The organism is Pantoea hericii (assembly GCF_014155795.1).
Taxonomy (GTDB): domain Bacteria; phylum Pseudomonadota; class Gammaproteobacteria; order Enterobacterales; family Enterobacteriaceae; genus Pantoea; species Pantoea eucalypti.
Genome location: NZ_SCKV01000009.1, coordinates 20,959 through 47,904 on the forward strand (window position 1 = coordinate 20,959; position 26,946 = coordinate 47,904).

Annotated in this window: 28 protein-coding genes; 16 read left to right on the forward strand and 12 right to left on the reverse strand. The window is 54.7% G+C overall.

All coding sequences use genetic code 11. From position 1 onward, the window contains the following. Position 1 precedes the first annotated feature (1 nt). The gene (gene metB, locus H7K52_RS17695) at positions 2-1,162 is read right to left on the reverse strand and encodes a cystathionine gamma-synthase (protein ID WP_003851223.1); all 1,161 of its coding nucleotides are present in this window, start codon (positions 1,160-1,162) and stop codon (positions 2-4) included. Between the two features lie 273 nt (positions 1,163-1,435). Between metB and metJ the strand changes: the two genes are divergently transcribed. Then, positions 1,436-1,753 (forward strand): met regulon transcriptional regulator MetJ, encoded by a 318-nt coding sequence (metJ, locus tag H7K52_RS17700; protein WP_003851225.1) that lies wholly within the window; start codon positions 1,436-1,438, stop codon positions 1,751-1,753. A gap of 80 nt (positions 1,754-1,833) precedes the next feature. Here metJ and rpmE read toward each other — a convergent pair whose 3' ends face one another. Then, positions 1,834-2,049 (reverse strand): 50S ribosomal protein L31, encoded by a 216-nt coding sequence (gene rpmE / locus H7K52_RS17705; protein WP_003851227.1) that lies wholly within the window; start codon positions 2,047-2,049, stop codon positions 1,834-1,836. A gap of 225 nt (positions 2,050-2,274) precedes the next feature. On the opposite strand from rpmE, the gene priA reads away from it, so the two are divergent. The 6 genes from priA to rraA all read left to right on the forward strand — a co-directional run bounded on the left by priA (position 2,275) and on the right by rraA (position 9,443). Beyond that, a complete protein-coding gene (gene priA / locus H7K52_RS17710; protein ID WP_182630283.1) occupies positions 2,275-4,470 on the forward strand; it encodes a primosomal protein N' in 2,196 nt (731 codons plus the stop codon). A 164-nt stretch (positions 4,471-4,634) separates the two neighbouring features. Further along, positions 4,635-5,672, forward strand: coding sequence for a DNA-binding transcriptional regulator CytR (gene cytR / locus H7K52_RS17715; RefSeq protein WP_182630284.1), 1,038 nt, complete (start codon positions 4,635-4,637; stop codon positions 5,670-5,672). Positions 5,673-5,824: 152 nt separating this feature from the next. Further along, a complete protein-coding gene (gene ftsN, locus H7K52_RS17720) occupies positions 5,825-6,832 on the forward strand; it encodes a cell division protein FtsN (RefSeq protein ID WP_039660594.1) in 1,008 nt (335 codons plus the stop codon). A gap of 88 nt (positions 6,833-6,920) precedes the next feature. Beyond that, entirely contained in the window at positions 6,921-7,451 is a 531-nt protein-coding gene (gene hslV, locus H7K52_RS17725) for an ATP-dependent protease subunit HslV (RefSeq protein ID WP_003851234.1), read from the forward strand. Positions 7,452-7,461: 10 nt separating this feature from the next. Next, complete coding sequence (gene hslU, locus H7K52_RS17730; protein WP_003851236.1) at positions 7,462-8,799, forward strand: HslU--HslV peptidase ATPase subunit; 1,338 nt, start codon at positions 7,462-7,464, stop codon at positions 8,797-8,799. A gap of 158 nt (positions 8,800-8,957) precedes the next feature. Continuing rightward, positions 8,958-9,443, forward strand: coding sequence for a ribonuclease E activity regulator RraA (gene rraA, locus H7K52_RS17735; protein WP_003851240.1), 486 nt, complete (start codon positions 8,958-8,960; stop codon positions 9,441-9,443). A gap of 53 nt (positions 9,444-9,496) precedes the next feature. Here rraA and zapB read toward each other — a convergent pair whose 3' ends face one another. Next, positions 9,497-9,736 carry a cell division protein ZapB gene (gene zapB / locus H7K52_RS17740; RefSeq protein ID WP_003851242.1) on the reverse strand — a complete coding sequence of 80 codons (240 nt, stop codon included), beginning with the start codon at positions 9,734-9,736 and terminating at the stop codon, positions 9,497-9,499. Positions 9,737-10,141: 405 nt separating this feature from the next. On the opposite strand from zapB, the gene H7K52_RS17745 reads away from it, so the two are divergent. The 3 genes from H7K52_RS17745 (at position 10,142) to glpX (ending at position 13,641) form a co-directional block, all read left to right on the forward strand. Then, positions 10,142-10,993 (forward strand): MIP/aquaporin family protein, encoded by an 852-nt coding sequence (locus tag H7K52_RS17745; RefSeq protein ID WP_003851244.1) that lies wholly within the window; start codon positions 10,142-10,144, stop codon positions 10,991-10,993. 30 nt (positions 10,994-11,023) lie between these two features. Continuing rightward, positions 11,024-12,535, forward strand: coding sequence for a glycerol kinase GlpK (gene glpK, locus H7K52_RS17750; RefSeq protein ID WP_003851245.1), 1,512 nt, complete (start codon positions 11,024-11,026; stop codon positions 12,533-12,535). A gap of 95 nt (positions 12,536-12,630) precedes the next feature. Continuing rightward, positions 12,631-13,641, forward strand: a complete 1,011-nt coding sequence (gene glpX, locus H7K52_RS17755; protein WP_008926941.1) for a class II fructose-bisphosphatase — start codon at positions 12,631-12,633, stop codon at positions 13,639-13,641. Here glpX and emrD read toward each other — a convergent pair. After that, a complete protein-coding gene (gene emrD / locus H7K52_RS17760; RefSeq protein WP_003851249.1) occupies positions 13,631-14,824 on the reverse strand; it encodes a multidrug efflux MFS transporter EmrD in 1,194 nt (397 codons plus the stop codon). The two genes, glpX and emrD, sit on opposite strands and share 11 nt — an antisense overlap. Before the next feature lie 273 nt (positions 14,825-15,097). On the opposite strand from emrD, the gene fpr reads away from it, so the two are divergent. Continuing rightward, the gene (gene fpr / locus H7K52_RS17765) at positions 15,098-15,844 is read left to right on the forward strand and encodes a ferredoxin--NADP(+) reductase (protein WP_003851251.1); all 747 of its coding nucleotides are present in this window, start codon (positions 15,098-15,100) and stop codon (positions 15,842-15,844) included. On the opposite strand, the gene H7K52_RS17770 is transcribed toward fpr, so the two are convergent. After that, positions 15,835-16,269 (reverse strand): DUF805 domain-containing protein, encoded by a 435-nt coding sequence (locus tag H7K52_RS17770; RefSeq protein WP_003851252.1) that lies wholly within the window; start codon positions 16,267-16,269, stop codon positions 15,835-15,837. The two genes, fpr and H7K52_RS17770, sit on opposite strands and share 10 nt — an antisense overlap. A gap of 98 nt (positions 16,270-16,367) precedes the next feature. Between H7K52_RS17770 and H7K52_RS17775 the strand changes: the two genes are divergently transcribed. Together H7K52_RS17775 and tpiA are read left to right on the forward strand one after the other, a co-directional pair. Further along, a complete protein-coding gene (locus H7K52_RS17775) occupies positions 16,368-16,958 on the forward strand; it encodes a DUF1454 family protein (RefSeq protein ID WP_003851254.1) in 591 nt (196 codons plus the stop codon). A gap of 120 nt (positions 16,959-17,078) precedes the next feature. Further along, the gene (gene tpiA, locus H7K52_RS17780; protein ID WP_003851259.1) at positions 17,079-17,846 is read left to right on the forward strand and encodes a triose-phosphate isomerase; all 768 of its coding nucleotides are present in this window, start codon (positions 17,079-17,081) and stop codon (positions 17,844-17,846) included. Between the two features lie 28 nt (positions 17,847-17,874). Here the strand turns inward: tpiA and H7K52_RS17785 are convergent, their stop codons facing one another. The 6 genes from H7K52_RS17785 to cpxP all read right to left on the reverse strand — a co-directional run bounded on the left by H7K52_RS17785 (position 17,875) and on the right by cpxP (position 23,379). Further along, positions 17,875-18,648: a CDP-diacylglycerol diphosphatase gene (locus tag H7K52_RS17785; RefSeq protein WP_003851260.1), complete on the reverse strand. Its 774-nt coding sequence runs from the start codon at positions 18,646-18,648 to the stop codon at positions 17,875-17,877. 161 nt (positions 18,649-18,809) lie between these two features. Next, complete coding sequence (locus H7K52_RS17790) at positions 18,810-19,799, reverse strand: sulfate ABC transporter substrate-binding protein (RefSeq protein ID WP_003851261.1); 990 nt, start codon at positions 19,797-19,799, stop codon at positions 18,810-18,812. Positions 19,800-19,943: 144 nt separating this feature from the next. Continuing rightward, a complete protein-coding gene (gene pfkA / locus H7K52_RS17795; protein WP_003851263.1) occupies positions 19,944-20,906 on the reverse strand; it encodes a 6-phosphofructokinase in 963 nt (320 codons plus the stop codon). Positions 20,907-21,113: 207 nt separating this feature from the next. Beyond that, positions 21,114-22,016, reverse strand: coding sequence for a CDF family cation-efflux transporter FieF (gene fieF, locus H7K52_RS17800; protein WP_182630285.1), 903 nt, complete (start codon positions 22,014-22,016; stop codon positions 21,114-21,116). A 243-nt stretch (positions 22,017-22,259) separates the two neighbouring features. After that, a complete protein-coding gene (locus H7K52_RS17805; RefSeq protein ID WP_003851267.1) occupies positions 22,260-22,415 on the reverse strand; it encodes a con-10 family general stress protein in 156 nt (51 codons plus the stop codon). Positions 22,416-22,869: 454 nt separating this feature from the next. Then, positions 22,870-23,379, reverse strand: coding sequence for a cell-envelope stress modulator CpxP (gene cpxP / locus H7K52_RS17810; RefSeq protein WP_003851271.1), 510 nt, complete (start codon positions 23,377-23,379; stop codon positions 22,870-22,872). Positions 23,380-23,527: 148 nt separating this feature from the next. Here cpxP and cpxR point away from each other — a divergent pair, with 148 nt between their 5' ends. Genes cpxR through trmL form a run of 3 tightly spaced genes read left to right on the forward strand, consistent with a single transcriptional unit; the run spans position 23,528 to position 26,108 of the window. Continuing rightward, positions 23,528-24,223: an envelope stress response regulator transcription factor CpxR gene (gene cpxR, locus H7K52_RS17815; RefSeq protein WP_003851274.1), complete on the forward strand. Its 696-nt coding sequence runs from the start codon at positions 23,528-23,530 to the stop codon at positions 24,221-24,223. Beyond that, a complete protein-coding gene (gene cpxA, locus H7K52_RS17820) occupies positions 24,220-25,599 on the forward strand; it encodes an envelope stress sensor histidine kinase CpxA (RefSeq protein WP_003851276.1) in 1,380 nt (459 codons plus the stop codon). The genes cpxR and cpxA overlap by 4 nt, the downstream gene beginning before the upstream one ends. 35 nt (positions 25,600-25,634) lie before the next feature. Then, on the forward strand, positions 25,635-26,108 hold the full coding sequence (gene trmL, locus H7K52_RS17825) for a tRNA (uridine(34)/cytosine(34)/5-carboxymethylaminomethyluridine(34)-2'-O)-methyltransferase TrmL (protein ID WP_003851277.1): 474 nt from the start codon (positions 25,635-25,637) through the stop codon (positions 26,106-26,108). Here the strand turns inward: trmL and cysE are convergent. Next, on the reverse strand, positions 26,105-26,926 hold the full coding sequence (gene cysE, locus H7K52_RS17830; protein WP_003851279.1) for a serine O-acetyltransferase: 822 nt from the start codon (positions 26,924-26,926) through the stop codon (positions 26,105-26,107). The two genes, trmL and cysE, sit on opposite strands and share 4 nt — an antisense overlap. Positions 26,927-26,946 lie beyond the last annotated feature (20 nt).

Below are 26,946 nucleotides of genomic sequence, written 5' to 3' on the forward strand. Positions count from 1 at the left end.
CTTAACCCTCGGCTGCGATCCGGAATGCATTATCCAGATCGGCAATTAAATCTTCGTGATCTTCAATACCAACAGAAACCCGTAGCAGCGTATCGGAAATGCCCGCTGCCGCGCGTGCTTCTGCTGACATACCCGCGTGCGTCATGGTGGCGGTATGGGAGATCAGACTTTCCACGCCACCCAGCGATTCCGCCAGCGTAAAGAGCCGCAACGCTTTCAGGAAGCGGCGCAGCAGTGCCTCATCACCGTCGATTTCAAAACTCAGCATGGCACCAAAGCCGCGCTGCTGACGTACGGCATGTTCGTGTCCGGCGTTTTCCGGCAGCGAAGGATGATACAACTTTTTCACCCGCTTCTGCTGCTTCAGATACTCAACAATCGCGAGTGCGTTGCGTTGTGCGGCCGCAATGCGCGGCGACAGGGTACGAATTCCGCGCAGCAGCAGATAGCTGTCAAATGCCGCGCCAGTTACACCAATATTATTCGCCCACCAGGCCAGGTCGGTTGCCAGTTGCGGATCTTTGGCAATCACTGCGCCCGCTACCACATCGGAGTGGCCATTGAGGTATTTGGTACAGGAATGGATCACCAGATCGGCACCCAACGCCAGAGGGTTCTGCAGCGCCGGACTCATAAAGGTGTTGTCCACCACGCTGATAGCACCTGCTGCGCGGGCAGCGGCGCAAATCGCGCTGATATCCACTACGCGCAGCAGCGGATTGCTGGGGCTTTCAATCAGCACCAGTTTAGGGTTTTCATCCAGTGCCGCCTGCAGCGCCACCGGGTCGCCCTGATCGACAAATTTAACCCGATACGCGCCGCGCTTGCTCAGGCTGTCAAACAGCCGATAGCTGCCGCCATAACAGTCGTGTGGCGCAACCAGCAGATCGCCAGGCTTCAGGAACACCGTCGTCACCAGGTGAATCGCCGACATCCCGGTATTAGTTAAAACCGCGCCCGCTCCTCCCTCCAGTTCGGCCAGGGTACGCTGTACGACATCACGCGTGGGGTTGCCACGACGGGAGTAGTCATGCGCACGAGGCTCATTAAAATCCAGGAAGTTGTAGGTCGTAGAGAGGTGGATTGGCGGGACAACGCAGCCATATTGCTCGTCATCATTCAGACCGCTGCGCACTGCGATGGTTGCCGGTTTACGCGTCATGAGCGAATTGTTCCTGAAGAGTGAATAAAATGTAGGCCACAGGATATCACCCTCTAATTAGACGTCAATACATCTGGACATCTAAATGTCTTTGCGTATAGATTGAGCAAAAACGCAATAACCGCTAAAATTATGCGTCATCGCCTGGCGTTCCCCTCTGTGATGCAGAGGCAGTGAGCGAAGAAAACCCGCCATATCAGGGGTCAGGCAGGAAAAAATCAGGCATAATTCGCTGATTTCCTCACATTTAACGTTTATTAATTAAGGTAACCCATGGCTGAATGGAACGGCGAATATATCAGCCCGTACGCTGAGCACGGTAAGAAGAGCGAGCAGGTCAAGAAGATTACAGTATCTATCCCATTGAGCGTGCTGAAGATTTTAACGGATGAGCGTACCCGTCGTCAGGTGAACAACCTGCGTCACGCCACCAACAGTGAGCTGCTTTGCGAAGCCTTTTTGCATGCCTTTACCGGGCAACCGTTGCCAGACGACGTGGACCTGCGTAAAGAACGCAGCGATGAAATTCCTGAAGAAGCGAAAAAGATCATGCGCGATATGGGCATCGATCCCGACACCTGGGAATATTAATTCGTCAGCGCATAAAAAAACCCAGCCGAAGCTGGGTTTTTTCTTGCCGCCGAACCCGCAGGTTCAGGTGCCTTTTAATCTTATTTTTTAGCGCCTGGCACGCTGAAACGCTTGTTAAAGCGGTCAACACGGCCACCAGTTGCCACTTCACGCTGCTTACCGGTATAGAACGGGTGGCATTTGCCACAAACGTCCAGGTTCAGTTCGTGAGTCAGTGTTGAACGGGTGTGGATCTCGTTGCCGCAGGTACATTTGATAGTAACTGCTTCGTATTTCGGGTGAATACCTTGTTTCATGGGAAACCTCATAGAAGGCCGTGTCGCTCTCCGTGCCAGGCTTTGACCTGCACAGCACCACACGCGGTTGAACATTATAGGGTGTACTCCGGCCAGATATTTCTCACCGAAGGCGGCATATTATACAGGTAAGTTTCGATTGCTGCAAATATCTGCTGAGATACCCGCCATCAGGGTCAGCGTGTACACTAGCTTCCCCGATGATGATGCCGGAAAGAGAGAGTTATGCCCGTAGTCCAGGTCGCCCTGCCCGTCCCCTTGCCCCGCCTGTTTGACTATCTGCCGCCACAGGGTGCGCAGCCGGTCATCGGCGGTCGCGTAAGTGTGCCCTTTGGCAATCGCAGGATGATCGGGATTGTGGTCGCCTTTCGTGACAGCAGCGATCTGCCGGAAGCACAACTCAGGCAAGTGATCGAGGTGCTGGATAGTGAGTCACTCTATCCGTCGTCGCTGTGGCGCATCCTTAACTGGGCCGCCAGCTACTATCATTCGCCGCAGGGAGAAGTGCTGAGCCATGCCATTCCAGTGCTGCTGCGCCAGGGCAAAGCGGCGCAGGATAATCCCTTATGGCGCTGGGAAATTACCGAGCAGGGCCGGGCAACGGCACCCGAAAGTTTAAAGCGGGCCCCGAAACAGCAGCAGGCACTGGCAGCACTGCGTCAGCAACCCCTCTATCGTCATCAGGTCAGTGAACATGACCTTACGGAAGCCACGCTGCAGGCGCTGCGGGCCAAAGGGTTGTGCGAACTGCATGAGCATCAGCCGCAGATGCACGACTGGCGTACTACCTATGCTGTGAAAGGCGAGCGTCTGCGACTGAATACGGATCAGGCGATGGCAGTAGGTGCGATTCGGGCAGATGATGAGCATTATGCTGCGTGGCTGCTGGCGGGCATTACCGGTTCCGGCAAAACCGAGGTTTACCTCAGCGTGCTGGAAAATGTGCTGGCACGCGGTAAACAGGCGCTGGTGCTGGTGCCGGAGATTGGCTTAACTCCGCAGACTATCGCCCGCTTTCGCGAACGTTTCGATGCGCCCATCGATGTGCTGCACTCCGCCTTAAATGACAGTGAGCGGCTGGCGGTGTGGTTACGTGCACGGCGCGGTGAAACGGCGATTGTGATTGGCACGCGATCGGCGCTGTTTACGCCGCTGGCCCGTCCTGGCGTCATCATCATTGATGAAGAGCATGACAGCTCTTATAAACAGCAGGAAGGCTGGCGTTATCAGGCGCGCGATCTGGCCGTTTTCCGCGCGCATGAAGAGGATATCCCGATTGTTATGGGATCGGCGACCCCCGCTCTGGAGACGCTGCACAATGTCCGCAGCGGCAAGTATCGCCAGCTCGACCTGACAAAGCGCGCCGGCAATGCCAGACCGGCGCTGCAACAGCTTATCGACTTAAAAGGTGTGCAGCTGATCGGCGGCCTGGCACCGGGCCTGATTGGTAAAATGCGCCAGCATCTGCAGGCCGATAATCAGGTGCTGCTGTTTCTTAACCGCCGCGGCTTTTCGCCCGCCCTGCTCTGTCACGACTGCGGCTGGATTGCCGAATGTACCCGCTGCGATCGCTATTACACGCTGCACCAGCATCATCGCCAGTTACGCTGCCACCATTGCGACAGCCAGCGTCCGCTGCCTAATCAATGCCCGCAGTGTGGTTCAACGCATCTGCTGCCGGTAGGTGTCGGAACCGAACAGCTGGAGCAGCAGCTCGGTACACTCTTCCCCGGCGTGCCGGTGTCGCGAATTGACCGTGATACCACCAGCCGCAAAGGGGCGCTGGAGCAGCATCTGGCTGACGTTCATCGCGGCGGCGCACGCATTCTGGTCGGCACCCAGATGCTGGCCAAGGGGCATCATTTCCCGGATGTCACCCTGGTGTCGCTGCTGGATGTTGATGGCGCACTTTTCTCAGCCGATTTTCGCGCGGCAGAACGCTTTGCGCAGCTCTATACTCAGGTCGCCGGTCGTGCTGGCCGCGCTGGCAAGCAGGGCGAGGTGTTATTACAGACGCATCATCCGGAACATCCTCTGCTTCAGACACTGCTGCACCAGGGATATTCGGCATTTGCGCAGCAGGCGCTGCTGGAGCGACAGGCAGTTCACCTGCCGCCCTGGAGCCGCCATGCGCTGTTCCGCGCGGAAGATATGGACAATCAGCAGGCGGCGGAATTTCTGCAACAACTCCGTAACTTGCTGGAGGCGAGCCCGCTCAATGACAAGGCGATGTGGTTTATGGGTCCATTGCCGGCTCTGCAGCCAAAACGCAGCGGACGCTGGCGCTGGCAACTGCTGCTGCAGCATCCTTCCCGACAGCGTTTGCAACAGCTGCTGAGCAGTTCATTGCCGCTGGTTTCCACGCTACCCGCCGCGCGCAAAGTGAAATGGACGCTGGATATTGACCCGACAGAGAGCTGATTTTTTCTGACACTGCGAGCCAGATCGAAAAATGTCGCATAAGTCACAATTTTTATGCAAATTAAGTAACAACCAGCCGGGCAATCGTTAACAATGTTGCCCGGTTTGCTTTCAGGTCAGGCAAAAACAAAATCGAACGCGCCATAACGCGTCAGGAGCATGTGTTGGAGCAGAATCAACAACCGCCCGCCGCCACGATGAAGGATGTCGTGGAACACGCGGGCGTCTCAACCGCCACCGTATCGCGTGCGCTGATGAATCCAGAGAAGGTTTCTGCGGCTACCCGCCATAAAGTCGAGAAGGCGGTTGCCGCCGTCGGCTATGCGGCCCATGGCCCCACACGCAACGCGCGTCGTAATGAGACGCGTACCATTCTGGTCATTGTCCCTGACATCTGCGATCCCTTCTTTAGTGAAATCATTCGCGGCGTCGAAGTCACAGCCGCCGAAGAGGGCTATCTGGTGCTGATCGGCGATTGCGCCCATCAGAATCAGCAGGAGAGAACCTTTCTTAACCTGATGGTCACACGACAGATCGATGGCATGGTGCTGCTTGGCTCACAACTGCCTTTTGATGCCAGCATTGATGAGCAACGCAACTTGCCACCCATGGTGATGGCGAATGAGTTTGCACCGGAAATGTCGCTGCCCACGGTTCACATTGATAACCTGACTGCCGCGTTTGAAGCGGTAAATCATCTGCTGCAGTTAGGTCATACGCAGATCGCCTGTATCGCCGGGCCGGAAGAGATGCCACTCTGTCAGTATCGTTTACAGGGTTATGTCCAGGCGATGCGTCGCAGCGGGCTGACGGTCGATCCCACCTATATTGTGCGCGGTGACTTCACCTTTGAAGCAGGCGTTGCCGCCATGAATCAGCTGATGACTCTGCCGCAACCGCCGCGCGCGTTGTTCTGTCACAGCGACATTATGGCGCTGGGCGCGATGAATCAGGCCAGACGCTGCGGGCTGCGGATACCGGAAGATCTCTCTGTGGTGGGATTTGATGACATTGAGTTATCACGTTACTGCGAGCCACCGCTGACGACGGTCACACAACCACGCTATCAGATAGGCCGGGAAGCGATGCTTCTGCTGCTGGATGAGTTAAATGGCAAACGGGTGATCAGCGGCTCGCGGCTGCTGGATGCCGGTTTAACGATTCGGGGCAGTACGGCACGCGCAAAAAAGCGTGAAAAATAAGCGTATTCGTCTGGTTTTTTCAGTAGATTCTTAAGGCGAACACAGCTGGTCAAAGTTCCGGCCCTTAAGTAACATGGCGGACTCCTTGCCGGGCGCGTAAAAATCATCATTTCGCCCAACTGGCACTATTTTTGAAGGGTATAAGAACGAGAGTGGCACAAAAAGATTATGTAGGCCGCGGGCGTTCAACAGGGACGCGTCGCAAAAAAAGCCCCAGCCGTGGCAAGAAGAGCAAAGGCGGTTCGGGAACTTCTAAATTGATGATTGTACTGGCGGTCGCTGTGTTGGTGACCTTTGCCGGTGGTTTATGGTTCCTGGCGCATCATAAGAAAGAAGACGTGCCGGTCATTACGGATCATAAAGCCAACGGCAATGGCTTACCGCCGAAGCCTGAAGAACGCTGGAAATACATTAAAGAGCTGGAAAACCGTCAGGTTACTGTGCCGACACCGATCGAACCCTCTTCGGGTGGCGAAGTGAAGTCACAGACCCAATTGACCGATGAACAGCGCCAGTTGCTGGAGCAGATGCAGGCTGATATGCGTCAGCAGCCAACACAGCTCAATGAAGTGCCGTGGAATGAACAGACGCCGGCGCAACGTCAGCAGACGCTGCAGCATCAGCAGCAATTGCAACAGCTGCAACGTCAACAGCAGCAGGTTCAGCAACAGCAGCAGGTTCAGCAGCAGCAACAGGTTCAGCAACAACGTCAGCAGTTGCAGGCTCAGCAACAACAGCAACGCCAGCTGCAGTTGCAGCAACAGCAACAGCGTCAACAACAGCAGCAGTTGCAACGTCAGCAGCAGCAGCAGCAGCAGCAGCAGCAGCAAAACGTACAGCGCCAGTCGCAACCTGCGCCAGTAACGCGGGAACCAGACGTGCAGACAAAGCCACAGGAGACCGCGAAGGCGAAACCGGCGGAGAAAGCCTCTTCGCAGCGCTGGATGGTGCAGTGTGGTTCGTTCAAAGGCACTGACCAGGCTGAGTCGGTACGTGCGGGCTTAGCCTTTGAAGGCTTTGAAAGCCGCATTACCACCGGTGGCGGCTGGAATCGTGTGGTGATTGGTCCGTATAAAGATCGCGCATCCGCTGACAGCACCCTGAAACGTCTTCGCAGTTCCGGACACTCCAGCTGTATTCCGCTCTCCGTTGGGGGTTGAAACCCGTCAAACCCGCCCCATATCTGTTGCATGATACTCCGCGCCCCGTGCGCGGAGTCCTTTTCCGACAGCAACAAGGGGTCTGCCCGTGACAACAATAGTAAGTGTACGACGCAACGGCCAGGTAGTGATTGGCGGTGATGGCCAGGCTACGCTCGGCAATACCGTGATGAAAGGCAACGTTAAAAAAGTGCGTCGTTTATACAACGATAAGGTGATTGCCGGATTTGCTGGCGGCACCGCAGACGCCTTCACCCTGTTTGAACTTTTCGAACGTAAACTGGAAATGCATCAGGGCCACCTGGTGAAAGCAGCGGTGGAGCTGGCCAAAGACTGGCGTACCGACCGTATGCTGCGCCGCCTTGAAGCTTTACTGGCCGTCGCGGATGAGTCAGCCTCACTGATCATCAGCGGTAACGGTGATGTCATCCAGCCTGAAAACGATCTGATCGCCATCGGCTCCGGTGGGCCTTTCGCCCAGGCAGCGGCACGTGCGCTGCTGGAGAATACCGAAATGGGCGCACGCGACATCGTCGAGAAGTCGCTGAATATCGCGGGTGATATCTGCATCTACACTAACCACAACGTTAATTTCGAAGAATTAACGTCTAAGGCGTAAGGGTATAAATATGTCTGAGATGACTCCACGCGAAATCGTTAGCGAACTGAACCGCTTTATCATCGGCCAGGACAGCGCCAAGCGCGCCGTGGCTATTGCACTGCGCAACCGCTGGCGCCGCATGCAGCTCGACGAAGAGCTGCGCCATGAAGTGACCCCAAAAAATATCCTGATGATCGGTCCGACCGGTGTCGGTAAAACCGAGATCGCACGTCGTCTGGCAAAGCTGGCGAATGCACCGTTCATCAAAGTCGAGGCGACCAAGTTTACCGAAGTCGGTTATGTCGGTAAGGAAGTGGACTCTATCATTCGTGATCTGACTGATTCCGCCATCAAGATGGTGCGCAGTCAGGCGATTGAAAAGAATAAATACCGTGCCGAAGAGATGGCAGAAGAGCGCATTCTTGATGTGCTGATTCCACCCGCGAAAAACAACTGGGGTCAGGCTGAGCAGAGTGCTGAACCCTCTGCAGCGCGTCAGTCATTCCGCAAGAAGCTGCGCGAAGGCCAGCTGGATGATAAAGAGATTGAAATCGATCTGGCGGCCAGCAGCCCAGGCGTCGAAATCATGGCGCCTCCGGGCATGGAAGAGATGACCAGCCAGCTGCAGTCGATGTTCCAGAACCTCGGCGGCCAGAAGCAGAAAGCCCGCAAGCTGAAGATCAAAGAAGCGATGAAGCTCCTGATCGAAGAAGAAGCGGCAAAACTGGTTAACCCGGAAGAGCTTAAGCAGGATGCGATTGAAGCGGTCGAGCAGCACGGTATCGTGTTCATCGATGAGATCGATAAAATCTGTAAGCGCGGCGGCCAGAATGCGGGCGGACCCGATGTCTCTCGCGAAGGCGTTCAGCGCGACCTGCTGCCGCTGGTTGAAGGCTGCACCGTCTCCACCAAGCACGGCATGGTCAAAACCGACCATATCCTGTTTATCGCCTCAGGCGCGTTTCAGGTTGCCAGCCCTTCCGATCTGATTCCGGAACTTCAGGGTCGTCTGCCGATTCGTGTTGAGCTACAGGCGCTGACCGTCAATGATTTCCAGCGCATCCTGACCGAACCGAATGCCTCGATTACCGTGCAGTACAAAGCACTGATGAATACCGAAGGCGTGAACATTGAGTTCACCGAAGAGGGTATTCGCCGGATCGCTGAAGCCGCATGGCAGGTTAACGAAACCACCGAGAACATCGGTGCGCGCCGCCTGCATACCGTGCTGGAGCGTCTGATGGAAGATATCTCGTATGACGCCAGCGATCGTCACGGTGAATCCTTTACCATTGATGCTGACTATGTGGCTAAACACCTGGATGAACTGGTGGCTGACGAAGACCTTAGCCGCTTCATTCTCTGATTCACTGATTCAGCGCTTTTCCGAAGCCCAGCCCACCCGGCTGGGCTTTTTTATGCATGTTCTTGATCGAACGATGCTTTTTTCATACTGATGATTTTGCCAACAATCTGCATATAGCGATATACTTACCCTTCCTGTGGCAAACAGACGAAACCCTTATGAAATACGATACATCTGAACTCTGCGATATCTACCATGAAGAAGTGAATGTTGTTGAACCGCTTTTTTCAAACTTTGGTGGGCGCACTTCATTCGGTGGTCAGATTACCACAGTGAAATGCTTTGAAGACAACGGCTTACTCTACGATCTGCTGGAAGAGAATGGCCGTGGTCGCGTACTGGTGATTGATGGCGGCGGCTCAGTGCGCCGTGCGCTGGTCGATGCCCAACTGGCACGCCTGGCGGCAACTAACGAATGGGAAGGCCTGGTGGTTTACGGTTCGGTACGTCAGGTTGATGAGCTGGAAGAGCTGGAGATTGGCATTCAGGCCATTGCCGCGATTCCGGCCGGCGCTGCGGGTGAAGGGATTGGCGAAAGCGATGTGCGCGTCAACTTCGGCGGCGTCACCTTCTTCTCTGGTGACCATCTCTATGCCGACAACACCGGTATCATTCTGTCAGAGGATGCGCTGGACCTCGAATAGGCCAGACATGAAAACGGGTGCCAGAGCACCCGTTTTTCACATCAGCTGAGGCTTCAAACCTCTTCCATTTTTCCCAGCAATGCACGCAGACGTTCCTGCCACACGTGTTGCTCTTCTTTCAGATGCTGATTTTCGCGCATCAGCGCATCGTGGTTACCCGCGACTTGTTGCGCATCGTTACGCAGTGAGTTGTTCTGCTCTTTCAGCTCTTCGATTTCCATCTGCAACAGCGTGATGGTATCAATCGCCTGCTGTACTTTCGCTTCAAGTTTCTCAAATACTTCAAATGACATCTTTCTGACCTCTCCTAAATTCCTGCAAGGCGTTGATGATGCCAGCTTAAGCCAGCAACGTTGTCCCGATTGTATGTAGCCTCACCCCTCAAGTCCAGCAACGCGGCCGCTGCGAGCGCAGTCTGTAACACTTTTCAGCCAATCCCTGAATTTGCGCTGCGCTTACTGCGTCTGCTTTCCAGCACGTGTCCACCCTCTCTGTCATCAGGCGCGAATATGGGCTAAGGAAAGCCAGAATACGCGAAAACGCGCATTTTTATGACGCAGTACACAAAAAATGATTTCGCTATTTCTCGTTTATGTTCGTTAACGATAAATTCACATCAGCCCTACATTAAAGCTGGGTGCCTCACGGACTGAGAACAAAAACTGATAAAATTTAACCTCGCTTCAGGAACCACTATTATGAGTCAGACAACTAACACGCTCAAAGGTCAGTGTATTGCCGAATTTCTGGGGACAGGCTTGATTATTTTCTTTGGCGCAGGCTGTGTAGCTGCGCTGAAACTTGCCGGTGCCGCCTTCGGTCAGTGGGAAATCTGCATCATCTGGGGCTTAGCCGTCTCAATGGCTGTCTATCTTACCGCTGGGGTATCTGGCGCGCATCTGAACCCTGCCGTTACCGTTGCACTCTGCCTGTTCGCCAACTTTGAAGGCCGTAAAGTGGTGCCGTATATTCTGGCGCAAATCGCCGGGGCATTCTGCGCGGCCGCGCTGGTTTATGGTCTCTACTACAGCCTGTTTTTCGATTACGAACAGAGTCATCAGATGGTACGCGGTACGGTTCAGAGTCTGGACCTGGCGGGTATCTTCTCAACCTATCCTAATCCGCACATCAGCGTAGGCCAGGCGTTCCTGGTTGAAATGGTTATTACCGCAGTGCTTATGGCGGTGATTATGGCGCTGACCGACGATGGCAACGGTGTCCCACGTGGACCGATGGCGCCGCTGTTGATCGGTCTGCTGGTCGCAGTCATTGGTGGCTCAATGGGTCCGCTGACCGGCTTTGCGCTTAACCCGGCACGTGATTTCGGACCTAAGCTGTTCGCCTTCTTCGCTGGCTGGGGTAACGTTGCCTTCACGGGTGGTAAAGATATCCCTTACTTCCTGGTACCAATTTTTGGCCCGCTGGTGGGTGCCTGCCTGGGTGCAGTAGGTTACCGCACACTGATTGGCCGCTACCTGCCAGGTGCCGCACAGGAACCGAGTGTTCCAGCAGACAAACCGGTTGCACGCGCTCAGCAGCGTAAAGCGTAAGTTTCACTTTTTATCATCAGGAATGAATTTATGACTACCACAGATAAAAAATACATTGTCGCACTCGATCAGGGTACAACCAGTTCACGCGCCGTCATTCTCGACCACGACTCCAACATCGTCGCGGTATCGCAGCGCGAATTCACCCAGATCTACCCGAAAGCGGGCTGGGTTGAGCATGACCCAATGGATATCTGGGCTTCACAAAGCTCTACGCTGGTTGAAGTGCTGGCACATGCCGATATCCGCTCTGATGAGATTGCGGCAATCGGTATCACCAACCAGCGCGAAACCGCTATCGTCTGGGAAAAAGAGACCGGTAAGCCGATCTACAACGCCATCGTCTGGCAGGATCCCCGCACCGCTGACTATTGTCACAAACTGAAGAAAGAGGGTCTGGAAGAGTACATCCAGCACACCACGGGTCTGGTGATTAACCCTTACTTCTCCGGTACGAAAGTGAAGTGGATTCTGGATCACGTTGAAGGTGCGCGTGAGCGTGCAAAACGTGGCGAGCTGCTGTTCGGTACCGTCGATACCTGGCTGGTCTGGAAAATGACTCAGGGACGCGTGCACATCACCGACTACACCAACGCCTCCCGTACTATGATGTTCAACATTCACAAGCTGGAGTGGGATCAGCGCATGCTGGATATCCTGGATATCCCGCGTGAAATGCTGCCAGAAGTGAAGTCCTCTTCTGAAGTTTACGGTCAGACCAACATTGGTGGTAAAGGCGGTACACGTATTCCTATCGCCGGTATCGCCGGTGACCAGCAGGCCGCGCTGTATGGCCAGTTGTGTGTACAGCCTGGCATGGCGAAAAATACCTACGGCACCGGCTGCTTCATGCTGATGAACACCGGTACTGAAGCGGTGACCTCAACCCACGGCCTGCTGACCACCATCGCCTGTGGCCCGCGCGGTGAAGTGAACTATGCGCTGGAAGGTGCCGTGTTTATCGGTGGTGCCTCTATTCAGTGGCTGCGTGATGAGATGAAGCTGATCAGTGAAGCGGCTGACTCTGAATACTTCGCGATGAAAGTGAAAGATACCAACGGCGTTTACATGGTGCCTGCTTTCACCGGCCTGGGCGCACCTTACTGGGACCCGTATGCCCGTGGCGCGATCTTCGGTCTGACCCGTGGCGCAAACTCTAACCACATCATCCGCGCGACGCTGGAGTCGATCGCTTATCAGACACGTGACGTTCTGGAAGCGATGCAGAATGATGCCAATACCCGCCTGCAGGCGCTGCGTGTAGACGGCGGTGCGGTGTCCAACAACTTCCTGATGCAGTTCCAGGCTGACATCCTCGGCACCCGTGTTGAGCGTCCGGAAGTGCGTGAAGTGACCGCGCTGGGTTCTGCGTATCTGGCGGGTCTGGCTGTTGGCTTCTGGCAGGATCTTGATGAAGTGCGCTCTAAAGCCGTTATTGAGCGTGAGTTCCGTCCAAGCCTGGAAACCACCGAGCGTAACTTCCGTTATGCTGGCTGGAAAAAAGCGGTTGCCCGCGCACAGGCGTGGGAAGAACAGGAGTAATATCAACGCCCGCGACATTGCCGTCGCGGGCCTTTTCCCCGCCCCACTCCCCCGCTGTGTTACACTGCCTGCCGGTTTTTTGTCAGGTAGATGCCATGAAACGAGAACTTGCCATTGAATTTTCCCGCGTAACCGAAGCTGCCGCCCTGGCAGGCTATCACTGGTTAGGACGCGGTGACAAAAATGCGGCTGACGGTGCGGCTGTCCATGCCATGCGTCATGTCCTGAACTCCATTGAAATTGACGGTCAGATTGTGATCGGTGAGGGTGAAATCGACGAAGCCCCGATGCTCTATATCGGTGAAAAAGTCGGTACCGGTCACGGCGATGCCGTTGATATTGCCGTCGATCCGATTGAGGGTACCCGCATGACGGCACTGGGCCAGGCGAATGCGCTGGCTGTGATGGCCGTGGGCGATAAAGGCAGCTTTCTGCACGCTCCAGACATGTATATGGAAAAACTGATTGTGGGTCCTGCAGCACAGGGCGCGATCGACCTCGACCTGCCGCTTGAAACTAACCTGCGTAATATCGCAATAGCGATGAACAAGCCGTTGTCACAGCTGACCGTATCCATCCTGGCTAAGCCACGTCATGATGTGGTGATTAGCGAGTTACAGCAGCTGGGCGTGCGGGTATTTACCTTCCCGGATGGTGACGTTGCCGCCTCAATTCTGACCTGCATGCCAGACAGCGAAGTCGATGTGATGTATGGCATCGGCGGCGCACCGGAAGGCGTCGTTTCAGCAGCGGTGATCCGTGCGCTGGACGGTGATATGCAGGGTCGGCTGCTGGCGCGTCATCACGTCAAAGGCGATAGTGCTGAAAACCGTCGCCTCGGCGAGCAGGAGCTGCAGCGCTGTGCGGAGATGGGGATCGAAGCGGGTAAGAAGCTGACGCTAGGTGAGATGGCGCGCAATGACAACGTGGTGTTTGCCGCCACCGGCATTACCAGTGGCGAACTACTGAAAGGCATTACGCGTCAGGGCAATATCGCCACCAGCGAAACCCTGCTGATTCGCGGTAAATCTCGCACTATTCGCCGCATCCAGTCGATTCATTATCTTGACCGTAAGGATCCGGCGCTCCATTCGTTTATCCTGTAACCGGCTGGTTGCCGCGCTCCGGCTGACGTGAGAGCGGCAACCAGCAGAGCAGCATCACCAGTGCCGTAAAGAACATCAGCATGCCAAGACTGAACTGATCGCGCTGCGGCATCATGGCTGAAAGCCACGCGACAAGACCCGATCCCAGGTTCTGCATTCCGCCAATCAGTGCACCCGCGCTGCCAGCCAGCCAGGCATACGGCTCCATTGCCCCTGAAGTCGCCAGCGGGAACAGCATGCCAGCCCCAAAGAAGAACAGCGCGGCCGGAACCAGCAGCGTCCAGATATTCATTACGCCAAACCATGCCGGGATCCACATCAGGATGCCTGCCAGCAGACAGCTATTCACGCCCCACCACATCAGGCTGTGCCATGAACCCTGCTCGCGTCCCGCGAACCAGGCACCGAAGAACGCCGCCGGAATGGGCAGAATGAACAGGATACTGACGGTCAGGCTGTGCAGGCCGAGCACGCCGCCGAGCAGCACGCCACAGCTCGACTCAAATACCGCAATACCCGCCAGCGCACCAATCAGCAGGACAATGTAGCGAACGAAATTTGCGTCGCTGAGCAGCCGGGCATAGCGTTTGAAGAACGGGGTCACTTCAGCACTCTGTGGCCGGGTTTCCGGCAGCCAGCGCGCCATAGACAAAGTAACCGCCAGACAGAGCAGCAGCAGAAAGGCGAAACAGGCGTGCCAGCCAAAGAGCTGGGTCAACAGTGCACCAATCACCGGTGCCAGCAACGGGCTGACCAGAATGCCCATATTAAGCAGGCTGTTGGCACGGCGCAGCGCGTGCCCCTCATAGAGATCACGCGGCATGGTACGTGCCATTACGCCAGCTACGCCAGTTCCCAGTCCCTGAATCGCGCTGCCGAGCACCAGCATATCGAGTGAGGTCGCCATCAATGCCGTGATTGCGCCGATCATAAAGATCATCATGCCTGCCAGGATCACCGGACGCCGACCGACACTGTCTGACAGCGGGCCGTAGATCAGCTGGGATCCGCCATAGGTCATCAGATAGGCCGCCATCACACGCTGCAGCGCGCCATCCCGCACATTCAGCGCGTCCGCCATCACCGACATCGCCGGAACGTAGATGGTCTGCGCCATCTGCCCGACAGCCACCAGCACAATGAGCATCACCAGCAGCGGGCGATTTTCCAGTTTACTAATCATGATTATGCAAAATTTCTTTCTGTGAAAGGAGGTTAAAACAGCGGTTCACCCGCCAGTCATCTTGTTATGCCGGGCAAAATATCAGGATTAGATGACAAAGCGAGAGGCAGGCCGAAAGGTCCCGGCTTGCGCCTGTCAAGTTTATGCACCAGCCTGTAAAGACAAAGCAACAGTTTGTCGATTAGAGCCTTTGCCTGGCCACAAGCTGGCAATCTCATCGGGCAGCCGCGAAAATAGAAACCTGCCGGAATAATCAACAACCAGGGAGTGATTATGGCTGAGTGGGTCAATGCTGAAGTAAAGGAAGTGAAAAACTGGACGGATGCGCTGTTCAGTCTGCGGGTAACAGCGCCCATCGATCCCTTTATCGCGGGGCAATTTGCCAAACTGGCTCTGGAAATTGACGGCGAGCGGGTGCAGCGCGCTTACTCTTTCGTCAATGCGCCAAAGGATGACCTGCTGGAGTTTTACCTGGTTACCGTGCCCGATGGCAAGCTGAGTCCGCATCTGCAGGCCCTTCAGCCTGGCGATCAGGTGATGGTCACGAAAGAAGCCGCAGGATTCTTTGTGCTTGATGAAGTTCCGGCGTGCAGAACATTATGGATGCTGGCAACCGGCACCGCTATTGGCCCTTACCTTTCTATGCTTCAGCAGGGCGAAGGACTGGATCGCTTTGAAAACATCGTGCTGGTCCATGCCGCACGCTATGCGGACGACCTGAGCTTTCTGCCACTGATGCAGCAGCTGCAACAGCGTTATCAGGGCAAGCTGCACATCCAGACGGTGGTGAGCCGCGAAACGATCCCCGGTTCGCTGACGGGCCGGGTTCCGGCGCTGATCGAAAATGGCGAGCTGGAGCGTGCCACCGGATTAACGCTGGATGCCGACAGCAGCCATGTGATGCTGTGCGGCAACCCGCAGATGGTGCGCGACACCCAGCAATTACTGAAAGAGACGCGCGAAATGCGTAAACACCTGAAGCGCAAGCCGGGCCATATCACCAGCGAACATTACTGGTGAGCCAGTTGCCGGTATCGCACCGGCTGCGTCGCGGTACCAAACCGGTTAGCGCCGGGGGTGCCGCGAAAAACGCCGAGTTCGAGCAGCAGGCCAGCGAATAACACAAAGGGAATGGCGCGACCCAGCAGCCAGGGCAGAATGCCGCCCAGCATGCTCCAGTTTCCCGCCACCAGCAGCCAGGCCACTATCACCAGAAATCCCCAGTAGCCGGGACGATTACGATCGTGCAGACGTTTTACAATGACCGCGCTGGCGGGCCACAGCAGGCAGACCACGCCAAAAGCCGCCATCTGGGTATCAACCCAGTCGTTTGCTGCCAGGGTAAATAACAGTGTCGTTGTCAGCAACCAGACTGCCTGCCAGATCCAGAAATCACGTCGTCCCAGCCTGCCACGCCAGGAAAAACACCATTGTTGTAACGTCATGCATTATCATCCAGAGAGAAAAGAACCGCCGCGCTTTTGACCTCGCGGATAAAAACCGTTTTAATTTGCGCCTGAGTTTACGGGTTAGGATCGACAAAATGAAGAATTTGCCTGGCGCACTGCTGTTATCGTTTGCGCTGACGGTTCCGGTCTTTGCCGCCGATCCGCCACCGCAGGAACGGCCCGATGCATTACCCACCGCGCCCTACCTGCTGGCGGGTGCTCCCACCTTTGATATGACTATCGGCCAGTTTCGCGAAAAGTATAATCTGGCTAATGCGACGCTGATGCTGCCGGAATATCGCGCCATTGATAATCGGGGCGACAAAAGTAACCTGACGCGTGCTGCCAGCAAAATTAACGAGACGCTCTATGCGTCTACCGCGCTGGAGCCCGGTACCGGCAAAATCAAGACGCTGCAGATCACCTGGCTGCCACTGCCTGGCCCGGATCAGAACGCCTCTGAGCAAAAAGCCATGGCCTACATGACCGCTATGCTGCGCTTCTTTGTACCGGGATTAGGTGCAGACGAGGGACGCAAAAAGCTGGAGAGCTTACTGAAGGAGGGCAAGGATTTGCCTTACTTTGCGCAGGTCGATGGCGCGCTTCGCTTTGTGGTCGCTGATAACGGCGACAAGGGGCTAACCTTCGCTGTCGAGCCGGTAAAACTTGCGCTCGCTCCCCCCTGAAGATGTCGCTGAAAATGACGAAAAGCAAAGCCATCGCTACATTTGATCTCTATACTGTTTCGCAGACAACGCTGCCAGCTGGCAGCGATTTTTCATGTATCGCGTTATGCGGAGGATAGAATGCGACATCCACTGGTTATGGGTAACTGGAAGTTGAATGGCAGCAAGCAACTCACTGCTGAACTGATCGCGGGTCTGCGCAAGGAACTCTCTGGCGTTGACGGTTGTGGCGTGGCCATTGCACCGCCAGCGCTCTATCTCGAGCAGGCAAAACATGCCATCTCCGGTAGCCACATCGCACTGGGTGCGCAGAACGTGGACGTTAACCTGTCTGGCGCGTTTACCGGTGAAGTTTCCGCAGAGATGCTGAAAGATATCGGCGCGAAATATATCATCATCGGTCACTCAGAACGCCGCACTTATCACAAAGAGAGCGACGAGTTCATCGCGAAGAAATATGCGGTGCTGAAGTCAGTGGGCCTGGTTCCTGTGCTGTGCATTGGTGAAACCGAAGCGGAAAACGAAGCGGGTAAAACCGAAGAAGTCTGCGCTCGTCAGCTGGATGCCGTTCTGGAAACGCAGGGCGCCGAAGCGTTTAAAGATGCGGTTATCGCGTATGAGCCCGTCTGGGCCATCGGTACCGGCAAATCTGCGACCCCTGCTCAGGCACAGGCCGTGCACAAATTCATTCGTGATCATATTGCGAAGAAAGATGCGGCTATCGCAGAACAGGTCATCATTCAGTATGGCGGCTCAGTGAACGACAAGAATGCTGCTGAGCTGTTCACCCAGCCTGATATCGATGGCGCGCTGGTTGGCGGTGCGTCACTGAAAGCAGATGCTTTCGCGGTAATCGTTAAAGCAGCGGCGGCGGCAAAAAGCGCCTAAGCATTAGCATTCCGGTCAAGGGCGGCGCTTAAGCCGCCTTTTTTATGGGCGCAATCAGCTCACAGGCGTGATCCTGCACTTCCTCCGCCGAACCCCTGTTCAGCAGCAGCCAGTTCCGCTCTATCGCCATCAGCACCAGTCGCCCATCGCTTAATTCCGCCAGTGCCAGACCATATTTCCCCATCTCTGTGCGCGCCTCTGGCCGCTCATCGGCCAGCCGGATAAAGGCACTCTGCTGAGTCAGTTCATCTGGCGTCAGAGCTCGCAGCCAGTAGCGGTGCTTACGCAGCGTAATGTCCTGCCACTGACCGCTAAGCTGCGGCGTCAGCCGATCCAGCTGTTGACGCACATCGGGTCGCAGACAGGAGAGATGAATATGGAGTTGATTCTGCGTACGGCCATACTGTGAATTGATCGCCAGTGAAAGAACCCGATCATCAATGGGAGAGCCGCGTCGCTCTGCAAGCAGAGAGCGTTCATGCCAGGCAAGGGCAAAGTAGTTGGGCGTAGCGGGTTGCAGTAACCGTGGGCTTTCGATGCCGGTGATTTTGTCGAGCGGGATCAGCAGATACTGCAACGGCCCATTCATATCTTTCAGCATGGCATAGCGATGCTGCTGATCGACACGCTGACAGGGCGCCGGGTCTCCGCTGCTCTGCTGATGAGGCACACATTTCTCGCTGACAATCTGCCACAGCGCATCACTGTTCTTTTTGAAATGCAGTGCGGCAACCAGTATCCCCGCAATGACCAGCACCAGCAGAACCGCAACCAGACTGGTTGCACGACGATGTGTCGGCATAACAACGCTTCCTGAATGGTTTAGCAGCCTGCATCCTCGCCTGGCGGGAAAAAAATGTCACGGGGAATTCGGGCAGATCAGTCAGCAGCCGGGCAGAGAAAAGAGAAAGGTGGGATTGTTGCGGGTGAGCGGTCAGCGCAGGGAGCGCTGACCGCAACGTATTACGGTTTCATGACCTGGTCATAGCTGCCGCCATCGGCGAAGTGCGCTTTCTGAGCCTCTGCCCAGCCACCAAATTTGTCCTTGATGGTAAACAGCTTCACCGGCGCAAACTGGCTGGCAAATTTCTTCGCGATTTCAGCATCACGCGGACGATAGTAGTTCTGAGCAGCGATAGTCTGACCTTCTGGCGAGTAGAGGTATTTCAGATAGGCGTCTGCGACTTTGCGCGTTCCCTTTTCATCTACCACTTTATCGACCACGGACACGGTGGGTTCAGCCAGAATCGATTCGCTCGGGGTGACAATCTCGAACTTGTCTTTACCCAATTTGTTAACCGCCAGATAAGCTTCGTTTTCCCAGGCAATCAGCACATCACCAATCCCGCGTTCAACGAAGGTGTTAGTTGCGCCGCGTGCACCGGAATCCTGCACCTCAACGTTTTTAAACAGCGCTCTGACATACGCCAGCGCTTTGGCCTGATCGCCGTTGTTATGATCCAGCGCCCAGCCCCAGGCCGCCAGATAGTTCCAGCGTGCGCCGCCAGAGGTTTTCGGGTTAGGGGTAATCACAGACACACCGGGTTTAGTCAGGTCGCTCCAGTCGTGAATGCCCTTGGGATTATCTTTGCGGACCAGGAAGACAATGGTGGAGGTGTAAGGCGCGGAGTTGTCTGGCAGACGCTGAATCCAGTTCTTATCAATACGACCGCGTTCTGCAATAGCATCGACATCCGATTGCAACGCCAGCGTAACCACATCCGCACGGATGCCGTTAATCACTGAAGTTGCCTGCTTGCCGGAGCCACCGTGCGACTGACGGACCACGACATTATCGCCGGTTTCCTGTTTGTAGTGCGCACTAAACGCTTTGTTGTACTGTTCGTACAGCTCACGGGTTGGATCGTAGGAAACGTTTAACAGCTGAATGTCTTTCGCCAGAACGCTGGTTGAGGCCAGCAACAGGGTAACGCCGATACTCCACTTGTTCATTACGCACTCTCCCAATGTCGTTATGGGCTAAGCGTGACATAAACCATTACAGAGCTAAAAGAATTAAAAATAAGCTGTTATAACCGGGGGGAATATAGCGGGTATATGCCGGGGCATGCTGTGCAGCACACCCCCGCAGAAGAATCAGTAGAGTTTTTTCGCCGTGTCGAGCCAGTCGCGCTTGAACGGACGTTTCATGTTTTCAATCGCGTCGACGATGTCGTGATGCACCATCTTCTCATTCTGAATACCCACGCAACGGCCACCGTAACCCTGCATCAGCAGTTCAATGGAGTAAGCGCCCATGCGTGACGCCAGGATACGGTCATACGCACAAGGTGCACCGCCACGCTGAATATGGCCCAGAACGGTCGAACGGGTTTCACGTTTGGTTTCTGTTTCAATGAAACGCGCCAGGTCGTCGATATCGCAGATGTGCTCAGTAATCGCCACGATAGCGTGCTTTTTACCTTTGGCGATGCCTGCTTTGATTTCCGCTACCAGCTCTTCGCGGGTGTACGGGAATTCTGGCAGGACGATGAACTCGCAGCCACCGGCAATCGCCGCCGCCAGGGTCAGATCGCCACAGTAGCGGCCCATCACTTCAACAATCGAGATACGCTGATGCGAGGAAGAGGTGTCGCGAAGACGGTCAATCGCTTCAACCACGGTTTCCAGTGCAGTGAAATAACCGATGGTGTAATCCGTTCCGGCCACATCGTTATCGATGGTGCCTGGCAAACCAATGCAGGGGAAGCCCATTTCAGTCAGGCGCTTAGCACCCATGTAAGATCCGTCACCACCAATCACCACCAGTGCATCAATGCCGCGCTTTTTCATGTTCTCAATGGCAACCTGGCGCACATCTTCATTACGGAACTCGGGGAAACGCGCTGAGCCCAGGAAAGTGCCGCCGCGGTTAATCATGTCGGAGACGCTGTAGCGATCAAGATTGATCATGCGATCTTCGTACAATCCCAGATAGCCATCATAGATCCCAAAAACTTCCAGTCCTTCACTCAGCGCGGAACGTACCACTCCACGAATAGCTGCGTTCATGCCTGGGGCGTCACCGCCGCTGGTTAATACACCAATTTTTTTGATCATGACAACCTCTGGATTGTTCAAAACTAAGGGTTAATCCTGCCTGTCGATCGCTGCAGAAGATCATTTCACGATTAGCGCGACATGTGATGGCAGATAGTATATCAAAGGCTTGCTGCTGAATTGATTCAGGTCAGACAACTTTTCACTATTTTTTGCAGCAAAGTTAGCGCTACGTCATCCCTTCCGTATCGATTTGATTCATTTACGTTAAAAACCTAAAGAGTCCCTGGTCTCAGACGGTACCACAGAACAGGGATCCTGATGGATAATTACGTCAGACCCGGGAAATTCTTTGCGTAATGCTTTCTCAACCTGGTCGGCAACCCGATGCGCCTGAACCAGTGGCAGCTGATCTTCCAGTTCCAGATGAAGCTGAATAAATTTGGTCGGGCCGGACTGCCGGGTTCGCAGATCATGTACGCCCTGCACCTGCGGCCAGTTTGTCGCAAGCGTCAGGATTTGCTGCCGTTCATTTTCCGGCAATGCGCGATCCAGCAATGACTGTACGGCTTCGTAGCCCATCCGCAATGCGCTATAAAGAATGAAAACACCAATCCCCAGCGCAAACAGGGCATCCGCCCGTACAACGCCATAGCTGCTCAGCACCAGCGCAATCAGTATGGCGCCATTCATGATGACGTCGGATTGATAGTGCAGCATGTCAGCCCGAATGGCCTGACTGCGGGTTTTACGCACTACCCAGCGCTGAAAGGCAACCAGTACCAGCGTTGAGCTCAGTGCCACAATGGTTACTACAATACCAACACCCGGCGCCCGCATCTCGCTGGGGGAGGCAAGATGCTGCAGGCCGGTCAGAAACAGAAACAGTGCCGAGCCGGAGATAAACATACTTTGTGCCAGCGCCGCCAGCGACTCCGCTTTGCCGTGCCCGAACGTGTGATTTTCATCAGCAGGCTGCAGCGCATAGCGCACCACCAGCAGGTTGGTTAACGATGCAGCGATATCCACCAGCGAGTCCACCAGTGAAGCCAGCAAACTCACTGAACCGGTGTACCACCAGGCAAACATTTTCACGAGTAACAGCACAGACGCAAGAATGGTGGCCGCGAGCGCAGCACGCTTTACCAGTCGGCCATAAGAGTGTTGCATGCCAGATTCCCTATGCAGCATCAGTGAAGATGCACACTTAAATAGATGAATGGCTGAAGTTTAACACCGGGAGGCGGGCTGTGCTTAGGAGGTCATTCGATGAAGAAGGCTGTTTTGAAATCGCCACAGGAATAAGCAGGTACAAAAAACAAGCCCCGGCCTGGGAAGGACGGGGCGAAGTGTTATACACATCATTGCCTGGCTACTTTCAGCCGCGGGCTAATTCCAGGAACGTGTCGGCGACTACTTTTTGCCGCCTTTTTTCCCGGCTTCAGATGCTTTTTCACGATCGTTTTTGAAATTTCCGCCGCCGCTGTTCTGTCCGCCTTTTTTGCCAGCTTCAGACGCTTTTTGCGGATTATCTGCGAAATTACCTGAACCACCACGATGCTCTGCCATAACTTACTCCGTTAATAGATTTATCAGGACTACATAATGTGGTTGTTGCTCCCTGAGACTTCGCAAAGACACTTAACTTCCCTGCAGTGACAAGATTTAGTGTAGAAGGTGTGACTGAACCAGCAAGCGTAACGCGGGGAATGTATCTCACTGAAAAGTATGATTAAAATGTTAATGACTTGTCTGCAATTCATTTAGTTTCAGTAAGTTATGATATTTTCGTGATGAAAAAATGCTCACCGGCTCGCTTAAATTTACAGCGTGTTCCAGATATTAAGAAATCAGCGATTCTTCCCAACAAATTCCCGACAAGCGCTAATAAAACGGGGGTTTTGTTGTGCGGTGATGATTCCTGTCAAAATAAAAAAAGTGAAAAAAAGATAAAAAAAACCCCCACCATCATGGTGGGGGAAGACAGGGATGTGTCTATGGCAAGGAAAACAGGGATACTATATTACTGGTTACTGCTGGTACTACTCACTGCCTGCAGCGATGAAGCTGACTGCAAATTCGAAAACTGTCGCAGCTCGTTAAGTCGCCGCTGGTAATTTTTCTGTAACGCGGACTGCTGGGCCGGCGTTAGCAGTTGAAACATTTGATTCTGTACGCGCGCCATCTCGACCTGTTGTTCAACCTGAACTCTGGCGATGACTTCCGCCTTTTGGCGAATGGCCGCTTCGTTAAACTGGTCTGCAGTCACTAATTCGTGTAATGCAGCGATATCGTCAATATGAACGACCGGGCGATCATGTCTTGCCTGTTGCATAAGGTCTCGCATCTGCTGACGCTGTTCTTCAGTCAGCTCGATGCCGTCGAACATGTGGCTTTGCGGATTTTGCGTCATACTGCCTGTCGGCAATCCGCCATGATGCATCTCGTCAATCGTCGTCGCATCTTTAGCATCTGCGCTGGCGACACTCAGAGCCATCGCTGAGGCAAGGACGACGGCGGTTAATTTGCGCATCGTATACTCCAGTTCGTTCCGTTTTGCGATTCAACGAGAGCCAGTGTACGGCGACAGCTGCAAACATCCGTCACGGGGTGTAAAACTACGTAAAGCGATGGATAGGTGCGCCAGGAACACGGTATTTTGCCTGCGGAGGGCTACAAAAATGAATAAAATCCTGTTGGTAGATGACGACCGCGAATTAACTTCGCTTTTGAAAGAACTGTTAGAAATGGAAGGGTTTGAAGTGGTCGTCGCCAGTGATGGTGAACAAGCGCTGAACCTGATCGATAACTCGATTGATTTGCTTTTACTGGATGTCATGATGCCGAAGAAAAACGGTATCGACACTCTGAAAGAACTGCGTCAGCAACATCAAACCCCCGTCATCATGCTAACGGCGCGCGGCAGCGAGCTGGATCGTGTTCTGGGCCTCGAACTGGGCGCAGATGACTATCTGCCTAAGCCGTTTAACGATCGCGAGCTGGTGGCGCGTATCCGCGCTATTTTGCGGCGTTCTAACTGGAGTGAACAGCAGCAACACGACAACAGCTCGCCCACACTGGAAGTGGACTGTCTGAGACTCAATCCCGGCCGTCAGGAGGCCAGTTTTGATGACGTTACGCTGGATTTGACCGGCACAGAATTCACCCTGCTCTATCTGCTGGCGCAGCACCTGGGCCAGGTCGTGTCGCGTGAACATCTGAGCCAGGAAGTGCTGGGCAAACGCCTGACACCTTTTGACCGTGCCATTGATATGCATATCTCGAATCTGCGTCGCAAGCTGCCTGAGCGCCGTGATGGTCATCCCTGGTTTAAAACCTTACGTGGCCGTGGCTACCTGATGGTTTCCGCATCATGATTGGAAGTCTGACCACCCGTATCTTCGCCATCTTCTGGTTGACGCTGGCGCTGGTGTTGATGCTGGTGTTGATGGTTCCCAAGCTCGATTCACGACAGATGACCTCGCTGCTGGAAAGTGAACAGCGGCAGGGCATCATGATTGAGCAACACGTTGAAGCAGAGCTGTCACAGGATCCCCCTAACGATCTGATGTGGTGGCGTCGTCTGTTTCGTGCCGTGGAAAAATGGGCACCGCCGGGTCAGCGGCTGCTGTTAGTAACCAGTGAAGGTCGGGTGATTGGCGCGCAACATAATGAAATGCAGGTTATCCGCAATTTTATCGGCCAGTCTGACAATGCCGATCATCCTCAGAAGAAGAAATATGGTCGCGTTGAGCTGGTAGGGCCTTTTGCCGTTCGCGATGGCGAAGATAACTACCAGCTTTACATGATCCGTCCCGCCAATAGCTCTCAGCTCGACTTCGTCAATCTGCTGTTTGACCGTCCGTTGCTGCTGCTTATCGTCACCATGCTCATCAGCTCACCGCTGCTGCTGTGGCTGGCCTGGAGCCTGGCACGTCCGGCACGTAAGCTGAAATATGCTGCTGACGAAGTCGCAAGCGGGAATCTACGTCAGCATCCGGAACTGGAGTCGGGTCCGCAGGAGTTTCTGGCTGCGGGTTCCAGCTTTAACCAGATGGTCAGTGCGCTGGAACGGATGATGACCGGTCAGCAACGTCTGTTATCGGATATCAGTCATGAACTTCGCACCCCACTGACCCGCCTGCAACTGGCTACCGCCCTGCTGCGTCGGCGTCAGGGTGAAGGTAAAGAGCTGGGCCGCATTGAGATGGAAGCACAGCGTCTCGATGGCATGATTAACGATCTGTTGGTGCTCTCCCGCACCCAGCATAAAAATGCGCTGGTCAGCGAAGCAATGAAGGCAAATCAATTGTGGAATGGGGTGCTGGAAGATGCCCGTTTCGAAGCTGAGCAGATGGGCAAGAAGATGGATATCCCCTATCCGCCAGGCCCGTGGCCGCTTTATGGGAACCCTCATGCGCTGGAGAGTGCGCTGGAAAATATTGTGCGCAATGCGCTGCGCTATTCACACACGCACATCAGCGTCAGCTTCTCCGTTGATATTTCCGGTATCACGGTCCACGTCGATGATGATGGTCCTGGCGTGAGTCCGGAAGATCGTGAACAGATTTTCCGTCCTTTCTATCGAACCGATGAAGCGCGCGATCGCGAATCAGGCGGCACCGGTCTTGGCCTGGCAATTGTCGAAACGGCCGTGCAGCAACATCGCGGCTGGGTTAAAGCCGATGACAGTCCATTAGGCGGTTTGCGTCTGACCCTCTGGTTGCCGCTCTACTCCTCCGGCCGTCAATAATTTGCTATGCTTCGGCCCCTGTCATCGGGGGCCTTATGCTTAACATTGTCTTGTTTGAACCAGAAATTCCGCCGAATACCGGCAATATCATCCGCCTTTGCGCCAATACGGGCTTCCAGCTTCATTTGATTCAGCCGCTCGGCTTTGCCTGGGATGACAAGCGCTTACGTCGCGCCGGGCTTGATTATCACGAATTCACCGCCATCAAATTCCATGCTGACTATCAGGCGTTTATCGCCACTGAGTCGCCTGAGCGTCTGTTTGCACTGACGACCAAAGGGACGCCTGCACACAGCGCCGTCGCCTATCAGGCGGGCGATTATCTGCTGTTTGGGCCGGAGAGCCGCGGATTGCCTGCCGAGATCCTGGCCGCGTTACCGGCGCAGCAAAAAATCCGCATCCCGATGAGAGCAGAAAGCCGGAGTATGAATTTGTCGAATGCTGTATCGGTTGTGGTTTATGAAGCGTGGCGCCAGCTTGATTACGCGGGCGCGCTGATCAAAGACTAGATGCCGTCGCCAAACTGAAAACCGGCCAGGCTGCCATTGAAGTGCTGATCCATATCCATCGACGGCTTCTCACTGCCTGGCTTACCGACGATACGCGCGGGAACGCCTGCGGCAGTGGTGTGCGGCGGCACGGGCTGTAACACCACGGAACCGGCACCGATTTTTGCTCCCTTGCCGACTTCAATATTGCCAAGGACTTTCGCGCCGGCACCAATCATCACCCCTTCACGGATTTTCGGATGACGGTCTCCACTGGTTTTGCCGGTACCGCCCAGCGTCACCGATTGCAGAATCGAAACATCATTTTCCACCACGGCGGTTTCACCAATCACTATGCCTGTGGCATGGTCGAGCATAATGCCGTGGCCAATATGGGCGGCGGGGTGAATATCGACGGCAAAGGAGACAGAGATTTCGTTCTGCAGGTAAACCGCCAGTGCGCGTCGGCCTTCATTCCACAGCCAGTGGCCAATGCGGTAGGCCTGTAAGGCGTGAAAACCTTTAAGGTAGAGCAGCGGCGTAGAGTATTTATCCACTGCCGGGTCGCGCTGACGCACAGCCTGAATATCGTAAGCCGCTGACATAATCATCGACGGATCTTCACGATAGGCTTCTTCAACGATTTCACGAATGGCGATGGCGGGCATAATCGGGTTAGCCAGCTTGTTGGCCAGCATATAACTCAGTGCGCTACCGAGATTTTCATGTTTTAGCAATGTCGCGTGGAAGAAGCTGGCAAGCATCGGCTCACAATCAGCCAGGGCACGCGCTTCTGCTTTGATATTGTTCCAGACCAGTTCTAACTCATCAGACGACATTGCTGCTTTCTCCCGATAAA

Coding starts and splice junctions, on each gene's coding strand:
- H7K52_RS17770 (WP_003851252.1), bottom strand. CDS start 16,269: ATGACGTTACAACAATGGTGTTTTTCCTGGCGTGGCAGGCTGGGACGA.
- emrD (WP_003851249.1), bottom strand. CDS start 14,824: ATGATTAGTAAACTGGAAAATCGCCCGCTGCTGGTGATGCTCATTGTG.
- H7K52_RS17805 (WP_003851267.1), bottom strand. CDS start 22,415: ATGGCAGAGCATCGTGGTGGTTCAGGTAATTTCGCAGATAATCCGCAA.
- glpK (WP_003851245.1), top strand. CDS start 11,024: ATGACTACCACAGATAAAAAATACATTGTCGCACTCGATCAGGGTACA.
- H7K52_RS17785 (WP_003851260.1), bottom strand. CDS start 18,648: ATGCCGACACATCGTCGTGCAACCAGTCTGGTTGCGGTTCTGCTGGTG.
- H7K52_RS17790 (WP_003851261.1), bottom strand. CDS start 19,799: ATGAACAAGTGGAGTATCGGCGTTACCCTGTTGCTGGCCTCAACCAGC.
- cysE (WP_003851279.1), bottom strand. CDS start 26,926: ATGTCGTCTGATGAGTTAGAACTGGTCTGGAACAATATCAAAGCAGAA.
- cpxR (WP_003851274.1), top strand. CDS start 23,528: ATGAATAAAATCCTGTTGGTAGATGACGACCGCGAATTAACTTCGCTT.
- cpxP (WP_003851271.1), bottom strand. CDS start 23,379: ATGCGCAAATTAACCGCCGTCGTCCTTGCCTCAGCGATGGCTCTGAGT.
- fpr (WP_003851251.1), top strand. CDS start 15,098: ATGGCTGAGTGGGTCAATGCTGAAGTAAAGGAAGTGAAAAACTGGACG.
- H7K52_RS17775 (WP_003851254.1), top strand. CDS start 16,368: ATGAAGAATTTGCCTGGCGCACTGCTGTTATCGTTTGCGCTGACGGTT.
- glpX (WP_008926941.1), top strand. CDS start 12,631: ATGAAACGAGAACTTGCCATTGAATTTTCCCGCGTAACCGAAGCTGCC.
- priA (WP_182630283.1), top strand. CDS start 2,275: ATGCCCGTAGTCCAGGTCGCCCTGCCCGTCCCCTTGCCCCGCCTGTTT.
- rpmE (WP_003851227.1), bottom strand. CDS start 2,049: ATGAAACAAGGTATTCACCCGAAATACGAAGCAGTTACTATCAAATGT.
- rraA (WP_003851240.1), top strand. CDS start 8,958: ATGAAATACGATACATCTGAACTCTGCGATATCTACCATGAAGAAGTG.
- pfkA (WP_003851263.1), bottom strand. CDS start 20,906: ATGATCAAAAAAATTGGTGTATTAACCAGCGGCGGTGACGCCCCAGGC.
- H7K52_RS17745 (WP_003851244.1), top strand. CDS start 10,142: ATGAGTCAGACAACTAACACGCTCAAAGGTCAGTGTATTGCCGAATTT.
- hslU (WP_003851236.1), top strand. CDS start 7,462: ATGTCTGAGATGACTCCACGCGAAATCGTTAGCGAACTGAACCGCTTT.
- trmL (WP_003851277.1), top strand. CDS start 25,635: ATGCTTAACATTGTCTTGTTTGAACCAGAAATTCCGCCGAATACCGGC.
- metJ (WP_003851225.1), top strand. CDS start 1,436: ATGGCTGAATGGAACGGCGAATATATCAGCCCGTACGCTGAGCACGGT.
- fieF (WP_182630285.1), bottom strand. CDS start 22,016: ATGCAACACTCTTATGGCCGACTGGTAAAGCGTGCTGCGCTCGCGGCC.
- zapB (WP_003851242.1), bottom strand. CDS start 9,736: ATGTCATTTGAAGTATTTGAGAAACTTGAAGCGAAAGTACAGCAGGCG.
- tpiA (WP_003851259.1), top strand. CDS start 17,079: ATGCGACATCCACTGGTTATGGGTAACTGGAAGTTGAATGGCAGCAAG.
- cpxA (WP_003851276.1), top strand. CDS start 24,220: ATGATTGGAAGTCTGACCACCCGTATCTTCGCCATCTTCTGGTTGACG.
- metB (WP_003851223.1), bottom strand. CDS start 1,162: ATGACGCGTAAACCGGCAACCATCGCAGTGCGCAGCGGTCTGAATGAT.